Source organism: Serratia montpellierensis (assembly GCF_020858655.1).
Taxonomy (GTDB): Bacteria; Pseudomonadota; Gammaproteobacteria; order Enterobacterales; family Enterobacteriaceae; genus Serratia; species Serratia montpellierensis.
The window spans coordinates 430,766-449,141 of record NZ_VOSN01000013.1 but is presented as its reverse complement, the minus strand read 5'-3'; the positions used below and the strand labels follow the sequence as shown (position 1 = coordinate 449,141).

Genomic DNA, 18,376 nt, shown 5'->3' with positions numbered 1-18,376 from the left:
TTGGGAGAAGCGGTATGTATCAACATAGAGACTGGCAGGGTTCGCTGCTCGATTTCCCGGTGAACAAGGTGGTTTGCGTCGGCAGCAACTACGCCGATCACATCAAGGAAATGGGCAGCGCGGTTTCCGTCGAGCCGGTGGTGTTTATCAAACCGGAAACGGCGCTGTGCGATATCCGCCAGCCGGTGGCCATCCCTAAAGAATTCGGTTCAGTGCACCATGAGGTAGAGCTGGCGGTGCTGATCGGTACGCCGTTGAAGCAGGCCAACGAAGACCGCGTTGCGCGGGCTATCGCCGGCTACGGTGTGGCGCTCGACCTGACGTTGCGCGATCTGCAGGCGGGCTTTAAAAAAGCCGGTCAGCCGTGGGAAAAGGCCAAGGCCTTCGACGGTTCCTGCCCGATGTCGGGGTTTATCCCGGTGGCGGAATTCGGCGATCCGCAAAATGCCGAGCTGTCGTTGACCGTCAACGAACAACTGCGCCAGCAGGGCAATACGCGTGACATGATCACGCCGATCCTGCCGCTTATCAGCTACATGAGCCGTTTCTTCACGCTGCGCGCTGGCGATATCATCCTGACCGGCACGCCGCAGGGCGTGGGCCCGATGGCCTCCGGCGACATGCTGAAAATCAGCCTGAACGGCAAAATGCTCAGCACCCGTGTGATCTGATTTCTCCTTGCCGCCGGCGCCGTCGGCGGCAAAGCTTGCATCTTGTGGCTAAAATGTCTATATAGTCCCCCCTCGAACCTGTGCGCAGGTGACTTATCCATTTACCGAAACCGGACGCTAACATGTCACAACTCGCTTTTTGGCAACAGAAAACGCTGGCGGAAATGTCAGAACAAGAGTGGGAATCGCTGTGCGACGGGTGCGGGCAATGCTGTTTGAATAAGCTGATCGACGAAGATACCGACGAGATTTATTTTACCAACGTAGCCTGCAACCAGCTCAACATCAAATCCTGCCAATGCCGTAACTATGAGCGGCGCTTCGAGCTGGAAGAAGACTGCATCAAACTGACGCGCGAGAACCTCACTACCTTTGAGTGGTTGCCACCGACCTGCGCCTATCGCCTGATCGGTGAAGGCAAGCCGCTGTTCCCCTGGCACCCGCTGCTGAGCGGCTCCAAGGCGGCGATGCACGGCGAGCGCATCACGGTGCGGCACATTGCGGTGCGCGAGAGCGAGGTGGTGGACTGGCAGGACCATATCCTCAACAAGCCGGACTGGGCCAGATAAAGGCAGGCGCTTGCAGGGTAAGACGGGCTTCATGCAAGAGGGCGGCGTGTTCAGACACGCCGCCCTCTGTGCTATCCAGAGCGTTACCCACGGGCGCTGGGTTTATGGCATAAGCCGGCTCTTCACGCTTTTTTATCGCAGCGATGCCAGTTAGCCAGGTTTTTCAGCGGCTGCTTCACATACGGGCTGGCTTTGATCAGGCTGAACAGCAGTTTATTCACCGCCGTACCCACCTTGTCCATCGGCCGGTCGATATCGAGAAACAGCACCGCACGCAGCTCGTCGGTGTCGTTGCGGACCTCGTGCTCGTAAGAGTCATCAAACAGAATCACCTTGCCTTCATCCCAGTGGAGGATCTGATCGTCCACGCGGATCCAAAGCTTTTCTCGATCTTTTGGCACGATCAATCCCAGGTGCGCACGCACCACTGCACGGGTCGGGCCCTTGTGGGGCACGATGTGGTAGTGCGGTTTAAGGATTGAAAACATGGCGGTGCGCATGCCGGGGATCTCGCTGACCGCTTGTGCGGTGCGCGGGCAAATGGCGCAGTTTTCATCAACCCGCTGCCCGTAGACAAACAGCCCGAAGGTTTTCCAGTTATCCCCTTTAGAGATGCGTTTCTGATCCGGAGATATTTGGTGGAAAGCGGGGATATCTTCCGGATGCTCCAGCAGCCGATCCAATTCCTCTCGAATTGTCGGCCAATGGGCTTCCAGCGTCGCCACCCAGTTAAATTCATGATTACCGATCTGCGGCGTAGTCGAGATTAGCGAATGGCGGGTCTGAAACTCACCGTTCCAGCGCAGGAATCTTTTCCCGGTTTTAAGCAGCAGGCGACGCAGAAAGGGGGGCTGAGATGCAGGGGGCAAGGTGGTATCCGGCATAGAATCGTGTCCTTGATAGCATTGACGTGCTGTAGTCAGCCAGAGACAGGGCCTGACTCACTGAAAGAAAGGGTGAAAATCACAACGTCATTTAGCATAAGGAAAGCATCGCGAATGATTTTAATCATTAGTGCGCGAACGGTGAGTGGAGGCTTGGGCTAAAGGGAATATGCGTAAATCAGATGGGGGGAGGAAAAAAGCCCCTGCAAAGATGAGGGGCAAGACACACAACAACACCAGGGAAATCGGTAATACTCACTTTGCCGATACTATAAGGATTTTATGGGCAAACTTCACCAAAATATTGTGCTCTGAATGTGACAAAAACGCAGTCGTTCATAAGTAACGGTAATTTATTGCTGCCCGAAGGCCGAACGCCAGGCGTTGGCTCAGCCCGTTTTTGCCTGCCGTCATCGCAGAAGTTTAATGTTATGTAAATTACGCGCTTAACCGAGCCGGAATGCTTCTTTTTAAACGATAAGTTGGGTAATTTGGCCGCTCTCCCGCATGTTCGAGAGTATAACAATGAAAATGATCCGTCTGTTTGCCGTGGCTGGAGTGCTGATTGTGCTCGTTTATTTCCTTACACATACCTGAAATGGGGTTATCTCTGAATTTGACCGCAATCCCCTAAAAAAATGGCGCCTTTCGGCGCCATTTTTTGTTTGTCTGCCGATCAGCGGCCGAACAGATCGCGCCGACGTGGGCGAACAAACTGTGCGAGCAGCACAATCAGTGCCACCAGCAGATAGGCACCGAAGATGCCGACCAGCCACTGTGGCATTTCCAGCGTCAGGAACTGCCATTGGCGCACGGAGCAGTCGCCGGAAGCGTGGAACACCGCCGGTAGCCATTTGTCCAGCGGCAGCCACGAAGGGAAGCTCACGAAGAAATCGCAGGTATTGAACGGCGAAGGGTGCAACTGGATCATGGTGTGCTTCCACGCCAGCTGTAGGCCTTCCCAGGCGCTGTAGATCCACAGCAAGATCGCCACATAGCGCAGCGGGGTTTTCGGCGCGATGGCCCCCACCAGCGAAGCGCCGAGGATGCCGAACAGCGCGCAACGCTCGTAAATGCACATGACGCACGGCTGCAGCAGCATAACGTGCTGGAAATAGAGTGCGACCAGTTCCAACACCAACGCTGTCAGGGCCATCAGCAGCCAGGCGCCGCGTCCTTGTGAACAGCGGTTAAAGAATTGCAACATATCTAGATTCTTCCATGCAGTAAGCAATTGAACCGGCAGTGTAAACCAATTCCTCCTCGCTGCCAGCCACCTGGGCCGGATTCAGCGTAAAAATAGTCGGTTCACCCTGCCGGCGCCGCCTTAGTGGCCGACGGCGTCAATGGGCGGCAGCGCCAGCCAATGCCACTGTGTCAACAGCTCGGTCGCCGGCTCCAGCGTGAACTGGACGCACAGCAGACCGACCACCGTCAGTACTACCGTATAAGGCAGGGCCATCCAGACCATGCGGCCATACGACAGACGCACCAACGGCGCCAATGCCGACGTCAACAGGAACAGGAACGCGGCCTGGCCGTTAGGGGTGGCGACCGAAGGCAGGTTGGTGCCGGTATTGATGGCGACCGCCAGCAGCTCAAACTGCTTCAGCGCGATGGTGCCGTTCTCCAGCGCGGTGCGGGCCTCGTTGATGTATACCGTGCCGACGAACACGTTGTCGGAAACCGAAGACAGCAGGCCGTTGAACAGGTAGAACAGCGAAAGCTGAGAGGCGGGATCGGCGCGCAGCACAAACTGGATCACCGGGCTGAACAGGTGCTGCTCGATGATCACCGCGACCACGGTGAAAAACACCGTCAGCAGGGCGGTGAACGGCAGCGCTTCCTGGAACGCTTTGCCGATGGCGTGTTCGTCGTTCACGCCGCACAGGGAAGTGGCGAGGATGATCACCGACAGGCCGATCAACCCCACTTCCGCCAGATGAAAGGCCAGCGCCAGCACCAGCCAAACGCCGATCAGCGCCTGCGTCACCAGCTTGAGGCGTTCTTGCTTGCTGCGGCCGGCGGTGGCCTTGCGATCATATTCTTTCAGCACGTCACGCACGGCCTCCGGCAACTGCGCGCCGTAGCCAAACAGGCGAAAACGCTCTACCAGCCAACAAACCAGCAGGCCGCACACCAACACCGGCAGCGTGACCGGCGCCATACGCAGGAAAAAATCGATAAAGCCCCAGCCCGCGCTTTTGGCGATGATCAGGTTCTGCGGCTCGCCCACCATGGTCATGACCCCGCCGAGCGCGGTGCCGACGCCGGCGTGCATCAGCAGGCTGCGCAGAAAGGCGCGGAATTGCTCCAGCGTCTGCTTGCGCTCTTCACCGGTGAAATCGCTGTCATCGCCGATGTCGCCATCGGGGCGATTCGACGTCACGTTGTGATAGATGGAATAAAAGCCGGTGGCCACGCTAATCACTACCGCCACGACCGTCAGCGCGTCGAGGAAGGCGGAAAGGAAAGCGGCGGCCAGGCAGAACGCCAGTGACAGCAGCGTTTTCGAACGGATGTTGAGCAACAGCTTGGTGAATACGAACAGCAGCAGCTGCTTCATAAAGTAGATGCCGGCCACCATAAAGACCAGCAGCAACAAGACTTCCAGGTTATGTTCGATTTCCTGCGAGACCTGCGCCGGGCTGGTCATGCCGATGGCCACCGCCTCCAGCGCCAGCAGGCCACCCGGCAGCAGCGGGTAGCATTTCAACGCCATTGCCAGGGTAAAGATGAACTCGACCACCAGCAGCCAACCCGCGATAAACGGGCTGGCGAAAAAGAACACTAAAGGGTTGATCGCCAGGAAAATGAGAATAGTCAGTTTGTACCAGTCGGGAGATTGCCCCAGAAAATTTTTGAGCAGGGCGCTGCGCAGGGTTGTTTCCATTGTCCTTTATGCATCCTTAAATCAGTCGTAGCACGTACCCTAACAATGCGGCAGGGGCGGGCGCAACCGGAGCTTGTTTTACGGCGGCAAATTTCTTCCAACCGGTGTTTTTGCGCGTTTTTTGCCACTTTATGCACACTTTCGTTTATTGTTTTTCGCTCACGCTATGTCATGTCTATGTGATCTGGTATGATGAGCTGATTACTTTTACTGATTTTATCGTCGCAACGGAACGTCAAACACATGGTCATAAAGGCGCAGAGTCCTGCCGGTTTCGCGGAAGAGTACATTATTGAGAGTATTTGGAATAATCGCTTCCCCCCTGGCTCTATTTTGCCCGCGGAGCGTGAGCTTTCGGAGTTGATTGGCGTCACGCGCACCACGTTACGTGAAGTGTTGCAACGTCTTGCCCGCGATGGCTGGTTGACCATTCAGCATGGCAAACCGACCAAAGTGAACAATTTCTGGGAAACGTCCGGCCTCAATATTCTTGAGACCTTGGCTCGTCTCGATCACAAAAGCGTCCCGCAACTGATCGATAACCTGCTGTCTGTGCGTACCAATATCGCGTCGATCTTTATTCGCGCTGCGGTGCGCAATCATCCTGAGCAGGCGCAGGAAGTGCTGGCGAAAGCCGCCGAGGTGGAAGATCAGGCGGATGCCTTCAATGTCCTGGACTATGAGATCTTCCGTGGTCTGGCGTTCGCTTCCGGCAACCCGATCTACGGCCTGATTTTCAACGGCCTGAAAGGGCTGTACACCCGCGTGGGCCGTTACTACTTCTCCAACCCGGAAGCGCGCAAGCTGGCGCTGACCTTCTACAGCAAGCTGTCCACGCTGTGCCATGAGAAGCTGTACGACCAGGTGATGGATACCGTGCGCAACTACGGTAAAGACAGCGGCGCGATTTGGCAGAGCATGCAGGGCACCATGCCAAGCGATCTGACTGAAGCGCGTCGCTAATCGCGTATTCATGAAATAAGAAAGGGCGCCCTGCGGCGCCCTTTGTCGTTGTGGCGGTTACAGCGGCGTCGGCCGCGGCGGGCAACGGTCGAGCAACTCTACGCTGCCATCTTCGTTTTGCTGCTCGAGAATCACGTCGAAGCCCCACAGGCGATGCAGGTGCTTCAACACGTCGCGGCGGCTCTTATCCAGCGGTGCGCGCTCCTGTGGGATGTAGCGCAACGTCAGCGAGCGGTCGCCGCGCAGGTCCACGTTCCAGATCTGAATGTTCGGCTCATGGTTGCTCAGGTTGTATTGCGCCGACAGCTCCTGGCGGATCGCCCGGTAACCGGCTTCGTTATGGATCGCGGCAATCTCCAGGTAGTTGTTGCGATCGTCGTCCAGCACGGTGAACAACCGGAAATCGCGCATCACTTTGGGCGACAGGAACTGGCTGATAAAGCTTTCGTCCTTGAAGTCGCGCATGGCGAAGTGCAATGTGTCCAGCCAGTCTTTGCCGGCGATGTCCGGGAACCAGTAGCGATCTTCTTCGGTCGGCGATTGGCAGATGCGCTTGATGTCCTGGAACATGGCGAAGCCCAGCGCATAAGGGTTGATGCCGTTATAGTACGGGCTGTTATACGGCGGCTGATAGACCACATTCGTGTGGCTGTGCAAAAACTCCAGCATAAACCGCTCGGTCACCCGACCCTCGTCGTACAGATGGTTGAGGATGGTGTAGTGCCAGAAGGTGGCCCACCCCTCGTTCATCACCTGAGTCTGCTTTTGCGGGTAGAAATACTGGCTGACTTTGCGCACGATGCGCAGCACCTCACGCTGCCACGGTTCCAGCAACGGCGCATTCTTCTCGATGAAATAGAGGATATTTTCCTGCGGTTCGCTCGGATAGCGGCGCGCCTGCTCCGGAGACTCTTCGCGCTCGACGCGCGGCAGGGTTTTCCAGAGCGTATTCACCTGGCTTTGCAGATACTCTTCGCGGCTTTTCTGACGCGCCTTCTCTTCGACCAACGAGATTTTCTGCGGACGTTTGTACCTGTCGACGCCGTAGTTCATCAGCGCGTGGCAGGAATCCAGCAGCCGCTCCACTTCTTCGACGCCGTAGCGTTCTTCACACTGGCTGATGTAGTGGCGAGCAAACAGCAGATAATCGACGATGGAGCTGGCGTCGGTCCAGCTGCGGAACAGATAGTTATTCTTGAAGAACGAGTTGTGGCCATAACAGGCGTGCGCCATCACCAGCGCCTGCATGGTGATGGTGTTCTCCTCCATCAGGTAGGCGATGCAGGGATTGGAGTTGATGACGATTTCATACGCCAGCCCTTGCTGGCCTTGTTTGTAGCGCTGCTCGGTTTCGATGAATTTCTTGCCGAAGGACCAATGGGTATAGTTGATCGGCATACCGACGCTCGAATAGGCGTCCATCATCTGTTCGGAGGTGATTACCTCGATCTGATGGGGGTAGGTGTCGAGCCGGTAATGTTTGGCGACGCGGTCGACCTGCTCCAAATACACCTGCAGCAGTTCGAACGTCCAGTCCGGTCCATCGCTCAGACGTTTATCATCCTTAACCTTTTCACGTGTTGAAGTAGTCATCAGCGCACCCTCATTATTCACGGGCCTCGCTCAAACGGCAGGCCCTGTAACAAGCATAGTTCAAGTCATAATTAACCGTTGCAAATCAGTGAAATAAAAATGTCGGTACGCAGGGGTGCGAACGGCAGTCAATCCAGCGCCCGCCGGTGCCGCGTCCGTCCCGGCAGAAGGCGGCACAGCACCACGCTTCCTTTTCGAGTATAACCCTGCGGCAGAGGGGCGCAATAGCAACTCTGCAGCGCGGCAGGGATTGAAATTTGTTATGTTATATTATAACTTTTCATTTTCTCAATGATGGACAAGGAGCATCTTTTGGCGAGGCATTTTGGCAAACTGGCGGTGGCGCTGGCAGCGCTGTTTATCAGCGGGCAGGCGCTTGCCCACGGGCATCATTCACATGGCAAACCGCTGACGGAAGTGGAAAAAAAGGCGGAAGCGGGCGTGTTCGACGATAAAGACGTCAAAGATCGCGACCTGGCGGATTGGGAGGGCGTGTGGCAATCCGTGTATCCTTATCTGCTCAATGGGGATCTCGATCCGGTGTTCAAGAAGAAGGCGGCGCAGGACAAGAGCAAGACCTTCGCAGAAGTGAAGGCGTATTACCGCAAAGGGTATGCCACCGATGTGGATACTATCGGCATTGAGAACGGCGTCATGGAGTTTCATCGTGGCGACCAATCCAGCGCCTGTCAGTATAAGTACGCCGGGCATAAGATCCTGACGTATGTCTCCGGTAAAAAGGGCGTGCGTTATCTGTTCGAATGCCAGGATGCCGGCAGCCTGGCGCCGAAATTCGTGCAGTTCAGCGATCACATTATCGGTCCGCGCAAATCAGCGCATTTCCATATCTTTATGGGCAACACGTCGCAGGAGGCGTTGCTGAAAGAGATGGACAACTGGCCGACCTATTATCCCTTCCAGCTGCAGACCAAAGAAGTCGTGGACGAGATGCTGCATCATTGATGCCGCTTTCCCCGCAACCACAAGCCCGCTTGCGTGGGCTTGTGCTCAATCAAACGGTCTGATTTGCAGGTAATCGTCCGTCACTGCCATTTCAAATAACGTTTCATCCGCCAATAACGTCGCGCGCATTCGTTCCCGGGCTTGCCGATAGCGTTCATCCAGCTGAATATCACCGGCGCTTTCCCATGCGGCGCGGCTTGGCCACTGCGCATAGCCAATAAACTGCCCGCCTACATCACGATGCAGGCGGGAGCCGAGGCTGCCGCGTTGCAGATAGATGCCTTGGGTCAACTCAAGCCAAGCCTGGCGAAAGGCTTGTTCGTGTCCGGTTTTGACTGAGAACCGGTAGATGGCGATGAACATAAGGGATTCTCCGGAAGAGCGACAGTGTGAATTTTAGGGCTTGCTTGCGGCTTTAACGTTCATATCGTGCTGCAGTACTCAACACATACGAGCGGGGCCAAGATAATCGGCCGTTTTATTCCATCATTAAAAGAAGGGTTAATGTTGCGCTGAAATTTTACGCGATTTTTCTGCTGTGGGGAGAGACACCTCGCTTTGTTTGTTATGTTGATGTTTTTTATTTTATTGGTTTTTTATTCTGTTTATATATTGGGTGGTATTTTTATATTCTGTTAAATCATTGTTGCTTATCACGCCTTTTTTCCTTGCTATCATTGATAGCATTGATGTCGATTCAGCGGCGACACGACGCCATATTCCCCCATAAACCGCATCTTATCGCTATTTTCAGGTGGCTATTGCAAATGCTGAGCCCATCGACGATAAATTAATTGTGAATATTGTCACGTTTGATGACGAAGTTGTTGGACGGATTTTTTCACTGAGTTAATTTCCTGTGAGCAGAAGATTATGCTTTGTGAAGCCTTGGGCTGGAGTCAGCGATGCGAGTGGTAATTTTAGGTAGTGGAGTGGTGGGCGTAGCCAGTGCCTGGTATTTGGCGAAGGCGGGGCATGAGGTGACGGTGATCGATCGCCAGCCTGGCCCGGCATTGGAAACCAGCGCGGCGAACGCCGGACAGATTTCACCGGGCTATGCCGCTCCCTGGGCGGCGCCGGGCGTGCCGCTGAAGGCCATTAAGTGGATGTTCCAACGCCATGCGCCGTTGGCGATCCGCCTCGACGGCAGCAGCTTCCAGCTCAACTGGATGTGGCAGATGCTGAAAAACTGCAACACCGAACACTACATGACTAACAAAGGCCGCATGGTGCGCCTGGCGGAATACAGCCGCGACTGCATCAAGGCGCTGCGGCAGGAAACCGGGATCCAATACGAAGGCCGCCAGGGCGGCACGCTGCAGCTGTTCCGCACCCAGCAACAGTTCGAAAACGCAGCGAAAGACATTGCGGTATTGGAAGATGCCGGGGTGCCTTACAAACTGCTGGAGGCCAGCCAGCTCGCCAGCGTTGAGCCGGCGCTGGCCCAGGTGGCGCACAAGCTGACCGGCGGCCTGCAGTTGCCGAACGACGAGACCGGCGATTGCCAGCTGTTTACGCAACAGCTGGCGAAGATGGCAGAGCAGGCGGGCGTGACTTTTCTGTTCAACCGCAGCGTCGATCGCCTGCTGGTGGAGGGCGACAAGATTGCCGGCGTGCAGTGTGGTGAGGAAGTGTTCAAGGCCGATAGCTACGTGGTGGCGTTCGGTTCGTACTCCACGGCGCTGTTGCGCGGCCTGGTGTCGATACCGGTTTACCCGCTGAAGGGCTATTCGTTGACCATTCCTATCACCGACGAAGCGGCGGCGCCGTTCTCTACGGTATTGGATGAGACGTATAAAATCGCCATCACGCGCTTCGACCAGCGTATTCGCGTTGGCGGCATGGCGGAGATCGTCGGTTTCAACACGCAGCTGGAGCAAAAACGGCGCGAAACGCTGGAGATGGTGGTACGCGATCTCTACCCCAACGGCGGCAGAGTGGAAGACGCGACGTTCTGGACCGGCCTGCGGCCGATGACGCCGGACGGCACGCCAATTGTCGGCCGCACTTCGCTGAAGAACCTGTATCTCAATACCGGGCATGGCACGTTGGGCTGGACGATGGCCTGCGGTTCCGGGCAGTTGTTGTCCGACCTGATGTCCGGCATTACGCCGGCGATCCCTTCCGACGATTTGGCGGTGGCGCGTTACAGCGCCGGGTTTCGCCAGCAACACGCGGTTCCGCTGAACGACGTGCATCCCGCACGTTAGTCGTCGACGCTGTCATAGACTTTCCCGGCCACGCGCAGGCGCGCGTGGCCGCTGTATGCTGCCCCAAGGAGAACTGATGCCCCGTCCCATAACCGCCACGATGCATCTCGGCGCGATTGAAAATAACCTGCAGGTGGTACGCCGTTTCGCCCCCGGCGCCAAAGTGTGGGCGGTGGTCAAAGCCAACGCCTATGGCCACGGCATCAAACACGTTTGGCGCAGCATGGCGCAAACCGACGGCTTCGCCATGCTGGATCTGGCCGAAGCGGTGCTGCTGCGCGAATCGGGTTGGCAAGGGCCTATCCTGCTGCTGGAAGGTTTCTTCCAGCAGCAGGATCTGGCGTTGCTCGATCGTTATCGTCTGACGACGGCGGTGCACAGTGACTGGCAGCTGGCGGCGATCGCCGACGCCACGCTGAGCGCGCCGCTCAATGTCTATCTGAAAGTGAACAGCGGCATGAATCGGTTGGGGTTCGCACCCGAGCGGCTGCGTGAGGTGTGGCAAAGGGCGCAGGCGGTTGCCAACATCGCCGAGCTGACGCTGATGAGCCATTTCGCTACCGCCGACGGCCCGGAAGGCGTAACCCAGCAGATGGCCACTATCGAGGCGGCGGCTACCGATATACCGCTGCCGCGCTGCCTCGCCAATTCGGCCGCCACGCTGTGGCATCCTTCGACCCATGGCAGCTGGATTCGCCCTGGGATCGTTCTGTATGGCGCTTCGCCGAGCGGTAGCTGGAATGATGTTGCGTCGACGGGACTGCAGCCGGCGATGACGCTGAGCAGCGAGATTATCGGCATTCAGCAGCTGAAGTCTGGCGATCGCGTGGGGTACGGCGGCCGTTATAGCGCCGCCGGCGCACAGCGTATCGGCGTGGTGGCCTGCGGCTATGCCGACGGCTATCCGCGCCATGCGCCGACCGGTACGCCGGTATGGGTTGATGGTGTGCTGACGCGCACACTGGGAACGGTATCGATGGACATGCTGGCGGTGGATCTGACGCCCTGTCCGCAAGTCGAACTGGGCGCCGAAGTGGAGCTGTGGGGGAAACGCCTGCCGGTGGACGAGGTGGCCACGGCGGCAGGGACGTTAGGCTATGAGCTGCTGTCGGCGTTAGCGGCGCGGGTGCCGGTCGTCACCGAAGCCTGAGCCGCGGCTCAGGCGACTTTTCTAATCTGCCCTTTAATCTGCTTGCTGAGCGGCCGTGCGTGCAGCGCCAGCAGGCAGCCCGCCAGCATGACCAACGCCAGCGAGAGCTTAGGTTGCAGCGGCAACGCCATCGCCACCAAACCCAGCGCGGCACCGCCCGCCATCTGCACGAAACCGACCAGCGCGGACGCGACGCCGGCCTCATTGGAATACGGCTCCAGCGCGTAGCTGGTGGCCGGACCCATCACGAACGCCAACCCGGCGCAGGCGCTGGCGACCGGCAGCATATACGCCAGCCAGTGTGCTTGCGCCATCGCAGGCAACAGCAGGACGCCCAGCAGCAGACTCAGACAGCCCAGCCCCATCAAAATGCCGCCGGTCGCCAGGCAAACCGGGCGGCCAACCTTGTGGATGATGCGGTTGGCGAAGAAGCTGACCAGCATGATCCAGAAACCGTTGGCGCCGAACACCAGCGAGAATTGCAGCGGGGTCAGGCCGGCGGTACCCATCAGCACGTTCGGTGCCAGGGAAACGTAAGTCAGCGCCATGCCCATCGCCCCGGAGTTCACCACCGCAAAGGCGAGGAAGCGGCGTTCGCTGAGGATGCGCGCATATTGGCGTACCGGCAGCCCTTTGACCGGCACGGTGTCGGCGGGGCGGGTTTCCGGCAGGCGCAGCGCGATGAGCACCAACACCAGCAGCGCATAGCCGACCAGGAACCAAAAAGGGGCACGCCAGCCGAAGGCTTCGGCGAGCAGGCCGCCGAGTAGCGGTGCCAGCGCCGGGATGATGTTCAGCGTGCCGTTGAGAAAGCCGAAAGCGCGGGCAGCATCGTCACCATTCAGGCGATCGCGCACGCCGCTGAAGGCGACGACGGCGGTGCAGCAAACTGCCACCCCTTGCAGCAGACGCGAAGCGATGAAAACCGTCGGGCTGGTGGCCAGCGCCGCCATCGCGGCGCCGATCATGTAGAGGATAATGCCGGCCAGCGCCACCGGCTTGCGTCCATAGTTATCGACCAGCGGGCCGGCGATGACCTGGCCGAGGCCGAGCACCAGTATAAACAGCGATATGGTGGATTGGATCAGCGCTTCACTGCTGCCCAGGCCGACAGCAATGGCGGGAATGGTTGGCAGGTAAAGATCGATGCCTAATGGGCCGAGCAGCACCAGGCTGAGAAGCATAAACAGAAACTTTTGCATAACAGGAAAGGCACGTCCGAGTGACAAAGAGGGCTAGAGTAGAGACTCTGGCGGCAAATGAAAAGGGGCAAAGCGGGTCAGCGCTGCGCCCCCTGGCGGTAATAGAGCGCCGAGACGGTATCGGCCACATAGCGGGCCTGGTGGCGAGCATCATCCAGCGCGCGATGCGGCATGCCTTCGAACGGGCGGGTCTTTTTCGGGTTAAAGCCGTGCAGTTCCGCCAGCGTGATCACCGTGCGCACGTCCTGAGTATCCCAGAATTTCCACGGGCAGGGCATTTCCAACTGCTGGAAGGCATGCTCGAGGATCGCGCAGTCGAACTCTTTGCCGTTGCCCCAGACTTTCACCGTATCGGTGCTGTTCATATGGATGAAGCGGCTAAGGCTGCCCAGCACGCGCTTCAGGCTCTCGGTGCCGCCGAAGGCCTGCTTGCGCGCTTCATCGGACTGCTTCGCCCACCAGGCGACCGTATCCAGGCTGATGGTACGGCCCGGTTGGTCTTTCTGGCTGCTGACGGCGGCTTCGAATTCGGCGCCCAGCTCCCCGGTTCGGGGATCAAAAAACACCGCCGCAATCACCAGAATGACGGCGCTGGGTTTTATATCTAGGGTTTCAATATCTAACATCAGATGGTGCATCGGCGTTTCCGGTGGTTGGTGGGGTAGCTTAATGTTACTACAGAACGTGCGCCGATGCGGCCGGTGCGCACATGAAATCCTTTTAAAGCGCCGCGTTCAGGTTATGATGTTTGGGATACTCTTGTCTGGTTGGTCGCTATCGGTGAGAACGCTTATCTTTATTCTGTGCATGGTTGGCTACTTGCTGCTGCTGGGCTACCTTAGCGTGTTTGTCACGGACAAGATCTGTGAGAAGGCGGGCAACTACACCAAAATATGCCGCATCGTAGATATTTCCGAACCCCATATCCCCAAATAGCGTCGGGTTTATCCCAGATAGTCAGTGGTAATCAACGGGGTCAGGATGGCCGCCAGCGCCGTGAGCGCTCCCCATTGCCGCCAGCCCAGCCGCGCCAGCCAATCATGCCGCTGCGGGGGCGTGGCCAGTTGCCCGACGGCCACGGCGCCGGTAAGCAGCAGCGTCAGAATCAGCAGTACCAGGCCACGGCTCACCAGCGTGAACTCCACATGCAGCACATTGGCGTAATACAGGCGCATCAGGATAAAATAGCTCAGCAAGATCCAGGCGAAAACGACGTTCTTCTTGAGCACCTGCTGCAGCATCAACGCGAGGAACAGGCTGTGAAACAGCGACAGCAGGGGCGCTTCAAGCGGGTGCCGAACGCAGACGTTGTAGACCGCCATGTAAATGTTGAAAACCAGCAGGATATAGATCACGTATATATACCAGCCGTAGATCACTTTGAGTTTTTTCGGGCTCGGCGGCAGGGAGAGTGCGTCCGGTTTCATTAATGCCTCCTGATGACGCCAGGCAAACGCGACGGTTGAAGACGGCGCGGCGGCATCGTAATTTAAAATTCACAGGGTATATATCACCCGGGCGCTAAATGACGATTAAACACAGGATCGGCTTTATTTCCGCGCTGGCCTGGAACTCTTTTTCTCTCTCGGGGTCGGCTGGTGTGTGAGTGTTTGGCAGTTTTCGCATCCTGATGAAAGACGTAATATATTGATATGAAAGATTATAAAAACACTTCGGGTACTAAGATTCTGCTGCTGTTCAGCCTGGCTTTTTACACGCTGTTGCCGCCGCTGCTGACGGCGGCCGTGTTCAACCGTTTTAATCTTAACCCCTTCGCGATCGTCAAATTTTTGCACTTTAACCCGTTTTTGGCCGATCGGGGCATACCCGGTTATCAAACTTTCTTCTACTTGCTGATGCTATGGTTGGGGGTGAATATTTTGCTGTGGCTGCTGGTGTGGGGCGCCGGGCGGTTGTATCGGTGCTGGCGAGCGGCGCGCGGCTGATATTTTACCAAAGGGAAAAAGTCGCGCAGGGAAATGACTTTACAATCAATAATGAGACGTATTATCATCTTTTGGCCGGTGAGGGGAAAGGGTTGTCTCCTTCTGTGCCCCCCGAACCGGCACGACATTGCTCACATTGCTTCCAGTTTTCATGCCAGCCTTGCGCTGGCGTTTTTTTTATCCCACGTCAAAAAACCGCGACGCCGGCGGCCTTCCCTTTTTCATTAGCATGGCTGTTTAAAAACCCAAGCCCGCCGCGAGGTCTATTGGGGGATTAGAACAGCGAAAACAGCAACACGACCGGCAGACTCAACGGCCAGGTTAACCCGATGGTCAGCGCGCTGATACAGCGAATTTTGACGGTGTCCCGGCTAACCAGGTAGGTGAAAACCATAGAAACTAACAGACCAATAAAATAACAGTATTGCGTTGCAACCCACAGCGACGACATGAAACCCGATCCCAGTTGTATTTTTACGCGCGAATTCTAGGAGCTTGGCGGGCGATAATCAATGACCCACGGCCGTTAATTCCAACCTTTATCCATAAGATTGCATAATTTATTTCTATAAAGAACACAGGGTTATTAACAGCTTTACGTTTATTACGAAAAGAAATCAACAACATAGTTACCGGTAACATTTTGCGTCGGCAAGCCCTCACTTTGGCGGGGCTGCGCCAGGTAAGAAAAAAGTTGGCGCGGGATGCCGAAAGGGGATAGGACTGTTATCTGTAAATATTATTGATGTATCTGTGGGCGGAAAGGTTAAGGCAAGATAGCGTCAGGTTTTGCTTTCGTGGGCGCTTTGGGGGCGGTTTTAGCGCATCGTCCCGATGCGCTTGTTTGCCAGTTGGGGAGGGGTATTTATTGCCGCCGCAGGTTTAATGAATGTTAAGACCGTAGACGAACAGCCACGAAAACAGCAGCGCCAGCAGGCACGTCATCAAAACGATGGAGATCATTTCCTTCACAACTACATTCCTTTTCCCGGCAGATAGGATTTACTTGTCTTTGTTTTTGCGTGAGATTTTAGATCGACATGGGTAAAAATCCTAGTTTTAATCCTATTTTTCGCGCTGTCACCACGGCTTATGCCGCCTCGCAAGGTCATGACGGCGTCTGAAAATCGGCCCCTTAACCCGTCGTAGCTATTGCCGAATGCCGCGAGGCTAACTATATAAAATGGGGATCGCGCGACGTCGCCGGCAGTAAGGCGCGTCCCGAAGGGCGGCTGTTGACCTGTCTACAGCGCCTCTATATGAGATGAAGGAGTCGTCAATGAGCACAAAACCAACCATCGTGCTGGTACACGGATTCTGGGGCGGCGCCGCGCACTGGAGTAAGGTCATCCTCGAGTTGTCGCGTAAGGGATATTCGGCGATGCATGCGGTGGAAATGCCGCTGACCTCGTTGGCCGAGGATGCGGAACGCACGCGCAAGATGGTCGCGCAGCAAGCGGGACCGGTATTGCTGGTGGGGCACTCTTACGGTGGTGCCGTGATCACGGCAATGGGCAACCAGCCTAACGTGGTCGGCCTGGTCTACATTGCCGCCTTTGCGCCGGACGCTGGAGAAAGCCCCGGCGGTATTACGCAAGCGCATCCCCCTGCGGCGGTCGCGAATCTGGCCCCGGACAGCGACGGCTATCTGTGGATCAAAGCCGACAAGTTTCATGAGAGCTTTTGCCAAGATCTGACCGCTGATGAGGCGCTGGTGATGGCGGTGGCGCAGAAGGCTCCGCTGGCCGATACCTTCGGTAACACTATCAATGAACCCGCCTGGAAACATAAACCGTCATGGTATCAACTCTCCAGTGACGATCGCATGATAGCGCCGGAGAATCAGCGGCATATGGCGCAGCGGCTGCAGGCAAAGAAAGTCATGGTGCTGAATGCCAGCCATGCTTCGCTGGTTTCCCATGCCGCAGAGGTGGCGGGATTGATTGACGAAGCGGCCGGTTCTGTATAAAGCAAGGCAGGAAGGTCATCTGGCTAAAAGGTGACAGCCTGTAACCGAGTATGCCTTCGCTGCCTATTACGCCGGGCTAAAGAGCCGGCATAATAGGCGCTTATTAGGGATAAGGGTTGATATCGCTATCGAGGTTAATGATGAACATCATCATTAACACCACGAGGGTGGCAATAATGGCGTAGATTTCCGCCTTGCGCATATCGCCTTAACGTCCGTTGACGCCGATCATTTCTATTGCTGCACGATGCAGTCTCTGAAAATAATCATCGGGCTGTTTTTCCACCTCCTGGATAAGGCAGGCGAGCAGGTTCTGTTTGGTTATCGGCTTGTTGGCGGTCAGCACCAGTAGCACGCTTTTGCCGAGCAGGCAGCAAATTTGCTTATGGTATTCATCAACATCTTGTTTGTTGAGGCCAAAGAGAGTGTAGTCGATCATGATGTCTAACCTGCTGACAGGTAAATGCCCACCGTGGCGGGCTGAGAAGCCATGGAAAAATAAAATGAGGCAAATTTCGCTTAGGAAAGGACTTAAGCGATAAAGTAACGATAACTGAATGGGAATATTCCTATCAAGCCGCGCAGGCGTGGAGGCGAATGTTTAGGAATAACCTCAGAAGAAAGAATGGAAAGTGGCTGTCAGCACCGGAGCATGTATTTGTTAGGGATCTTTGTAAAGGTGCTCGTTCCTTTTGCGTTATTTTTTGCCATCCGTGCATCCACTTGGCGCCCCTCATGCGTATATCAGTAATGAGCGACACTTCCGCTCCGCTTACGTTGAGGACTTAATCATGAAAACGCTTATCTCCACTATCTTCACCGGCTCATTATTGTTCAGCGCCGCAACCCTGGCCGTTGCCGCTGATTCGGCATCCGTGATGGTTGGGGGGGCTGCGATGTACCCCTCAAAAAACATTGTGCAAAATGCGCTGAATTCAAAAGATCATACGACGCTGGTTGCGGCGGTTAAAGCTGCCGGCTTGGTCGATACCTTGCAAGGCAAAGGACCTTATACGGTCTTTGCGCCAACGAATGCCGCATTCGCCAAATTGCCTGCCGGTACGGTGGATAATCTACTAAAACCTGAGAACAAAACTCTGTTGACCAGCGTGTTGACCTATCACGTCGTGGCGGGGAACTATGACATGAAAGCTCTGGAGAGAAAAATTGAGCAAGGCGGAGGACGGGCGGAACTCAAAACCGTCAATGGCCAGTCGCTATGGTTTATGAATAACGGTCCGCATAATATTCAGATCAAAGATGCCAAAGGCGACGTCGCCAACATCAGCACCTATGATGTGCGACAGCAAAACGGTGTAATTGAGGTTATTGATACCGTGCTAATGCCAAAGTAATGCCTATA

At 56.1% G+C, this 18,376-nt stretch carries 19 protein-coding genes; 9 read left to right on the top strand and 10 right to left on the bottom strand.

What is annotated here, in order from left to right; translation table 11 throughout:
• Window positions 1-14 precede the first annotated feature (14 nt).
• Both FUU19_RS13880 and ycgN read left to right on the top strand, forming a co-directional pair.
• Window positions 15-671, top strand: coding sequence for a fumarylacetoacetate hydrolase family protein (locus FUU19_RS13880; RefSeq protein WP_141968388.1), 657 nt, complete (start codon window positions 15-17; stop codon window positions 669-671).
• Between the two features lie 122 nt (window positions 672-793).
• Window positions 794-1,240, top strand: coding sequence for a cysteine cluster protein YcgN (gene ycgN / locus FUU19_RS13875; protein ID WP_025303110.1), 447 nt, complete (start codon window positions 794-796; stop codon window positions 1,238-1,240).
• Window positions 1,241-1,362: 122 nt separating this feature from the next.
• On the opposite strand, the gene FUU19_RS13870 is transcribed toward ycgN, so the two are convergent.
• From FUU19_RS13870 to nhaB, 3 genes are all read right to left on the bottom strand, one after another.
• A complete protein-coding gene (locus FUU19_RS13870) occupies window positions 1,363-2,124 on the bottom strand; it encodes an aspartyl/asparaginyl beta-hydroxylase domain-containing protein (RefSeq protein WP_230490899.1) in 762 nt (253 codons plus the stop codon).
• A gap of 676 nt (window positions 2,125-2,800) precedes the next feature.
• Complete coding sequence (gene dsbB / locus FUU19_RS13865) at window positions 2,801-3,331, bottom strand: disulfide bond formation protein DsbB (protein WP_141968392.1); 531 nt, start codon at window positions 3,329-3,331, stop codon at window positions 2,801-2,803.
• A gap of 120 nt (window positions 3,332-3,451) precedes the next feature.
• Window positions 3,452-5,017: a sodium/proton antiporter NhaB gene (nhaB, locus tag FUU19_RS13860; protein WP_141968394.1), complete on the bottom strand. Its 1,566-nt coding sequence runs from the start codon at window positions 5,015-5,017 to the stop codon at window positions 3,452-3,454.
• Between the two features lie 243 nt (window positions 5,018-5,260).
• On the opposite strand from nhaB, the gene fadR reads away from it, so the two are divergent.
• Entirely contained in the window at window positions 5,261-5,980 is a 720-nt protein-coding gene (gene fadR / locus FUU19_RS13855; protein WP_141968396.1) for a fatty acid metabolism transcriptional regulator FadR, read from the top strand.
• 57 nt (window positions 5,981-6,037) lie between these two features.
• On the opposite strand, the gene FUU19_RS13850 is transcribed toward fadR, so the two are convergent.
• Window positions 6,038-7,573, bottom strand: a complete 1,536-nt coding sequence (locus FUU19_RS13850; protein WP_141968398.1) for a SpoVR family protein — start codon at window positions 7,571-7,573, stop codon at window positions 6,038-6,040.
• 312 nt (window positions 7,574-7,885) lie between these two features.
• Between FUU19_RS13850 and zinT the strand changes: the two genes are divergently transcribed.
• The gene (gene zinT, locus FUU19_RS13845) at window positions 7,886-8,536 is read left to right on the top strand and encodes a metal-binding protein ZinT (RefSeq protein WP_141968400.1); all 651 of its coding nucleotides are present in this window, start codon (window positions 7,886-7,888) and stop codon (window positions 8,534-8,536) included.
• A 45-nt stretch (window positions 8,537-8,581) separates the two neighbouring features.
• On the opposite strand, the gene FUU19_RS13840 is transcribed toward zinT, so the two are convergent.
• Window positions 8,582-8,899, bottom strand: a complete 318-nt coding sequence (locus tag FUU19_RS13840; RefSeq protein ID WP_141968402.1) for an antibiotic biosynthesis monooxygenase family protein — start codon at window positions 8,897-8,899, stop codon at window positions 8,582-8,584.
• A 542-nt stretch (window positions 8,900-9,441) separates the two neighbouring features.
• Here FUU19_RS13840 and FUU19_RS13835 point away from each other — a divergent pair.
• Complete coding sequence (locus FUU19_RS13835; protein ID WP_060423866.1) at window positions 9,442-10,746, top strand: D-amino acid dehydrogenase; 1,305 nt, start codon at window positions 9,442-9,444, stop codon at window positions 10,744-10,746.
• A gap of 76 nt (window positions 10,747-10,822) precedes the next feature.
• Window positions 10,823-11,896 (top strand): catabolic alanine racemase DadX, encoded by a 1,074-nt coding sequence (dadX, locus tag FUU19_RS13830; RefSeq protein WP_141968406.1) that lies wholly within the window; start codon window positions 10,823-10,825, stop codon window positions 11,894-11,896.
• Between the two features lie 8 nt (window positions 11,897-11,904).
• On the opposite strand, the gene FUU19_RS13825 is transcribed toward dadX, so the two are convergent.
• The 3 genes from FUU19_RS13825 to FUU19_RS13815 all read right to left on the bottom strand — a co-directional run bounded on the left by FUU19_RS13825 (window position 11,905) and on the right by FUU19_RS13815 (window position 14,525).
• Window positions 11,905-13,098, bottom strand: coding sequence for a multidrug effflux MFS transporter (locus tag FUU19_RS13825; protein WP_230490900.1), 1,194 nt, complete (start codon window positions 13,096-13,098; stop codon window positions 11,905-11,907).
• Between the two features lie 77 nt (window positions 13,099-13,175).
• Complete coding sequence (locus FUU19_RS13820) at window positions 13,176-13,736, bottom strand: 3'-5' exonuclease (protein ID WP_230490901.1); 561 nt, start codon at window positions 13,734-13,736, stop codon at window positions 13,176-13,178.
• A gap of 306 nt (window positions 13,737-14,042) precedes the next feature.
• A complete protein-coding gene (locus FUU19_RS13815) occupies window positions 14,043-14,525 on the bottom strand; it encodes a hypothetical protein (protein ID WP_141968410.1) in 483 nt (160 codons plus the stop codon).
• A gap of 225 nt (window positions 14,526-14,750) precedes the next feature.
• On the opposite strand from FUU19_RS13815, the gene FUU19_RS13810 reads away from it, so the two are divergent.
• Window positions 14,751-15,044 (top strand): hypothetical protein, encoded by a 294-nt coding sequence (locus FUU19_RS13810; protein ID WP_230490902.1) that lies wholly within the window; start codon window positions 14,751-14,753, stop codon window positions 15,042-15,044.
• 274 nt (window positions 15,045-15,318) lie between these two features.
• Here FUU19_RS13810 and FUU19_RS13805 read toward each other — a convergent pair whose 3' ends face one another.
• Complete coding sequence (locus tag FUU19_RS13805) at window positions 15,319-15,495, bottom strand: GhoT/OrtT family toxin (RefSeq protein WP_025159799.1); 177 nt, start codon at window positions 15,493-15,495, stop codon at window positions 15,319-15,321.
• 828 nt (window positions 15,496-16,323) lie between these two features.
• On the opposite strand from FUU19_RS13805, the gene FUU19_RS13800 reads away from it, so the two are divergent.
• Entirely contained in the window at window positions 16,324-17,013 is a 690-nt protein-coding gene (locus FUU19_RS13800) for an alpha/beta hydrolase (RefSeq protein WP_197834373.1), read from the top strand.
• A gap of 208 nt (window positions 17,014-17,221) precedes the next feature.
• On the opposite strand, the gene FUU19_RS13795 is transcribed toward FUU19_RS13800, so the two are convergent.
• Entirely contained in the window at window positions 17,222-17,452 is a 231-nt protein-coding gene (locus FUU19_RS13795) for a biofilm development regulator YmgB/AriR family protein (protein ID WP_084827704.1), read from the bottom strand.
• A gap of 352 nt (window positions 17,453-17,804) precedes the next feature.
• Between FUU19_RS13795 and FUU19_RS13790 the strand changes: the two genes are divergently transcribed.
• Entirely contained in the window at window positions 17,805-18,368 is a 564-nt protein-coding gene (locus FUU19_RS13790; RefSeq protein ID WP_141959428.1) for a fasciclin domain-containing protein, read from the top strand.
• The last annotated feature ends 8 nt before the right edge of the window (window positions 18,369-18,376 follow it).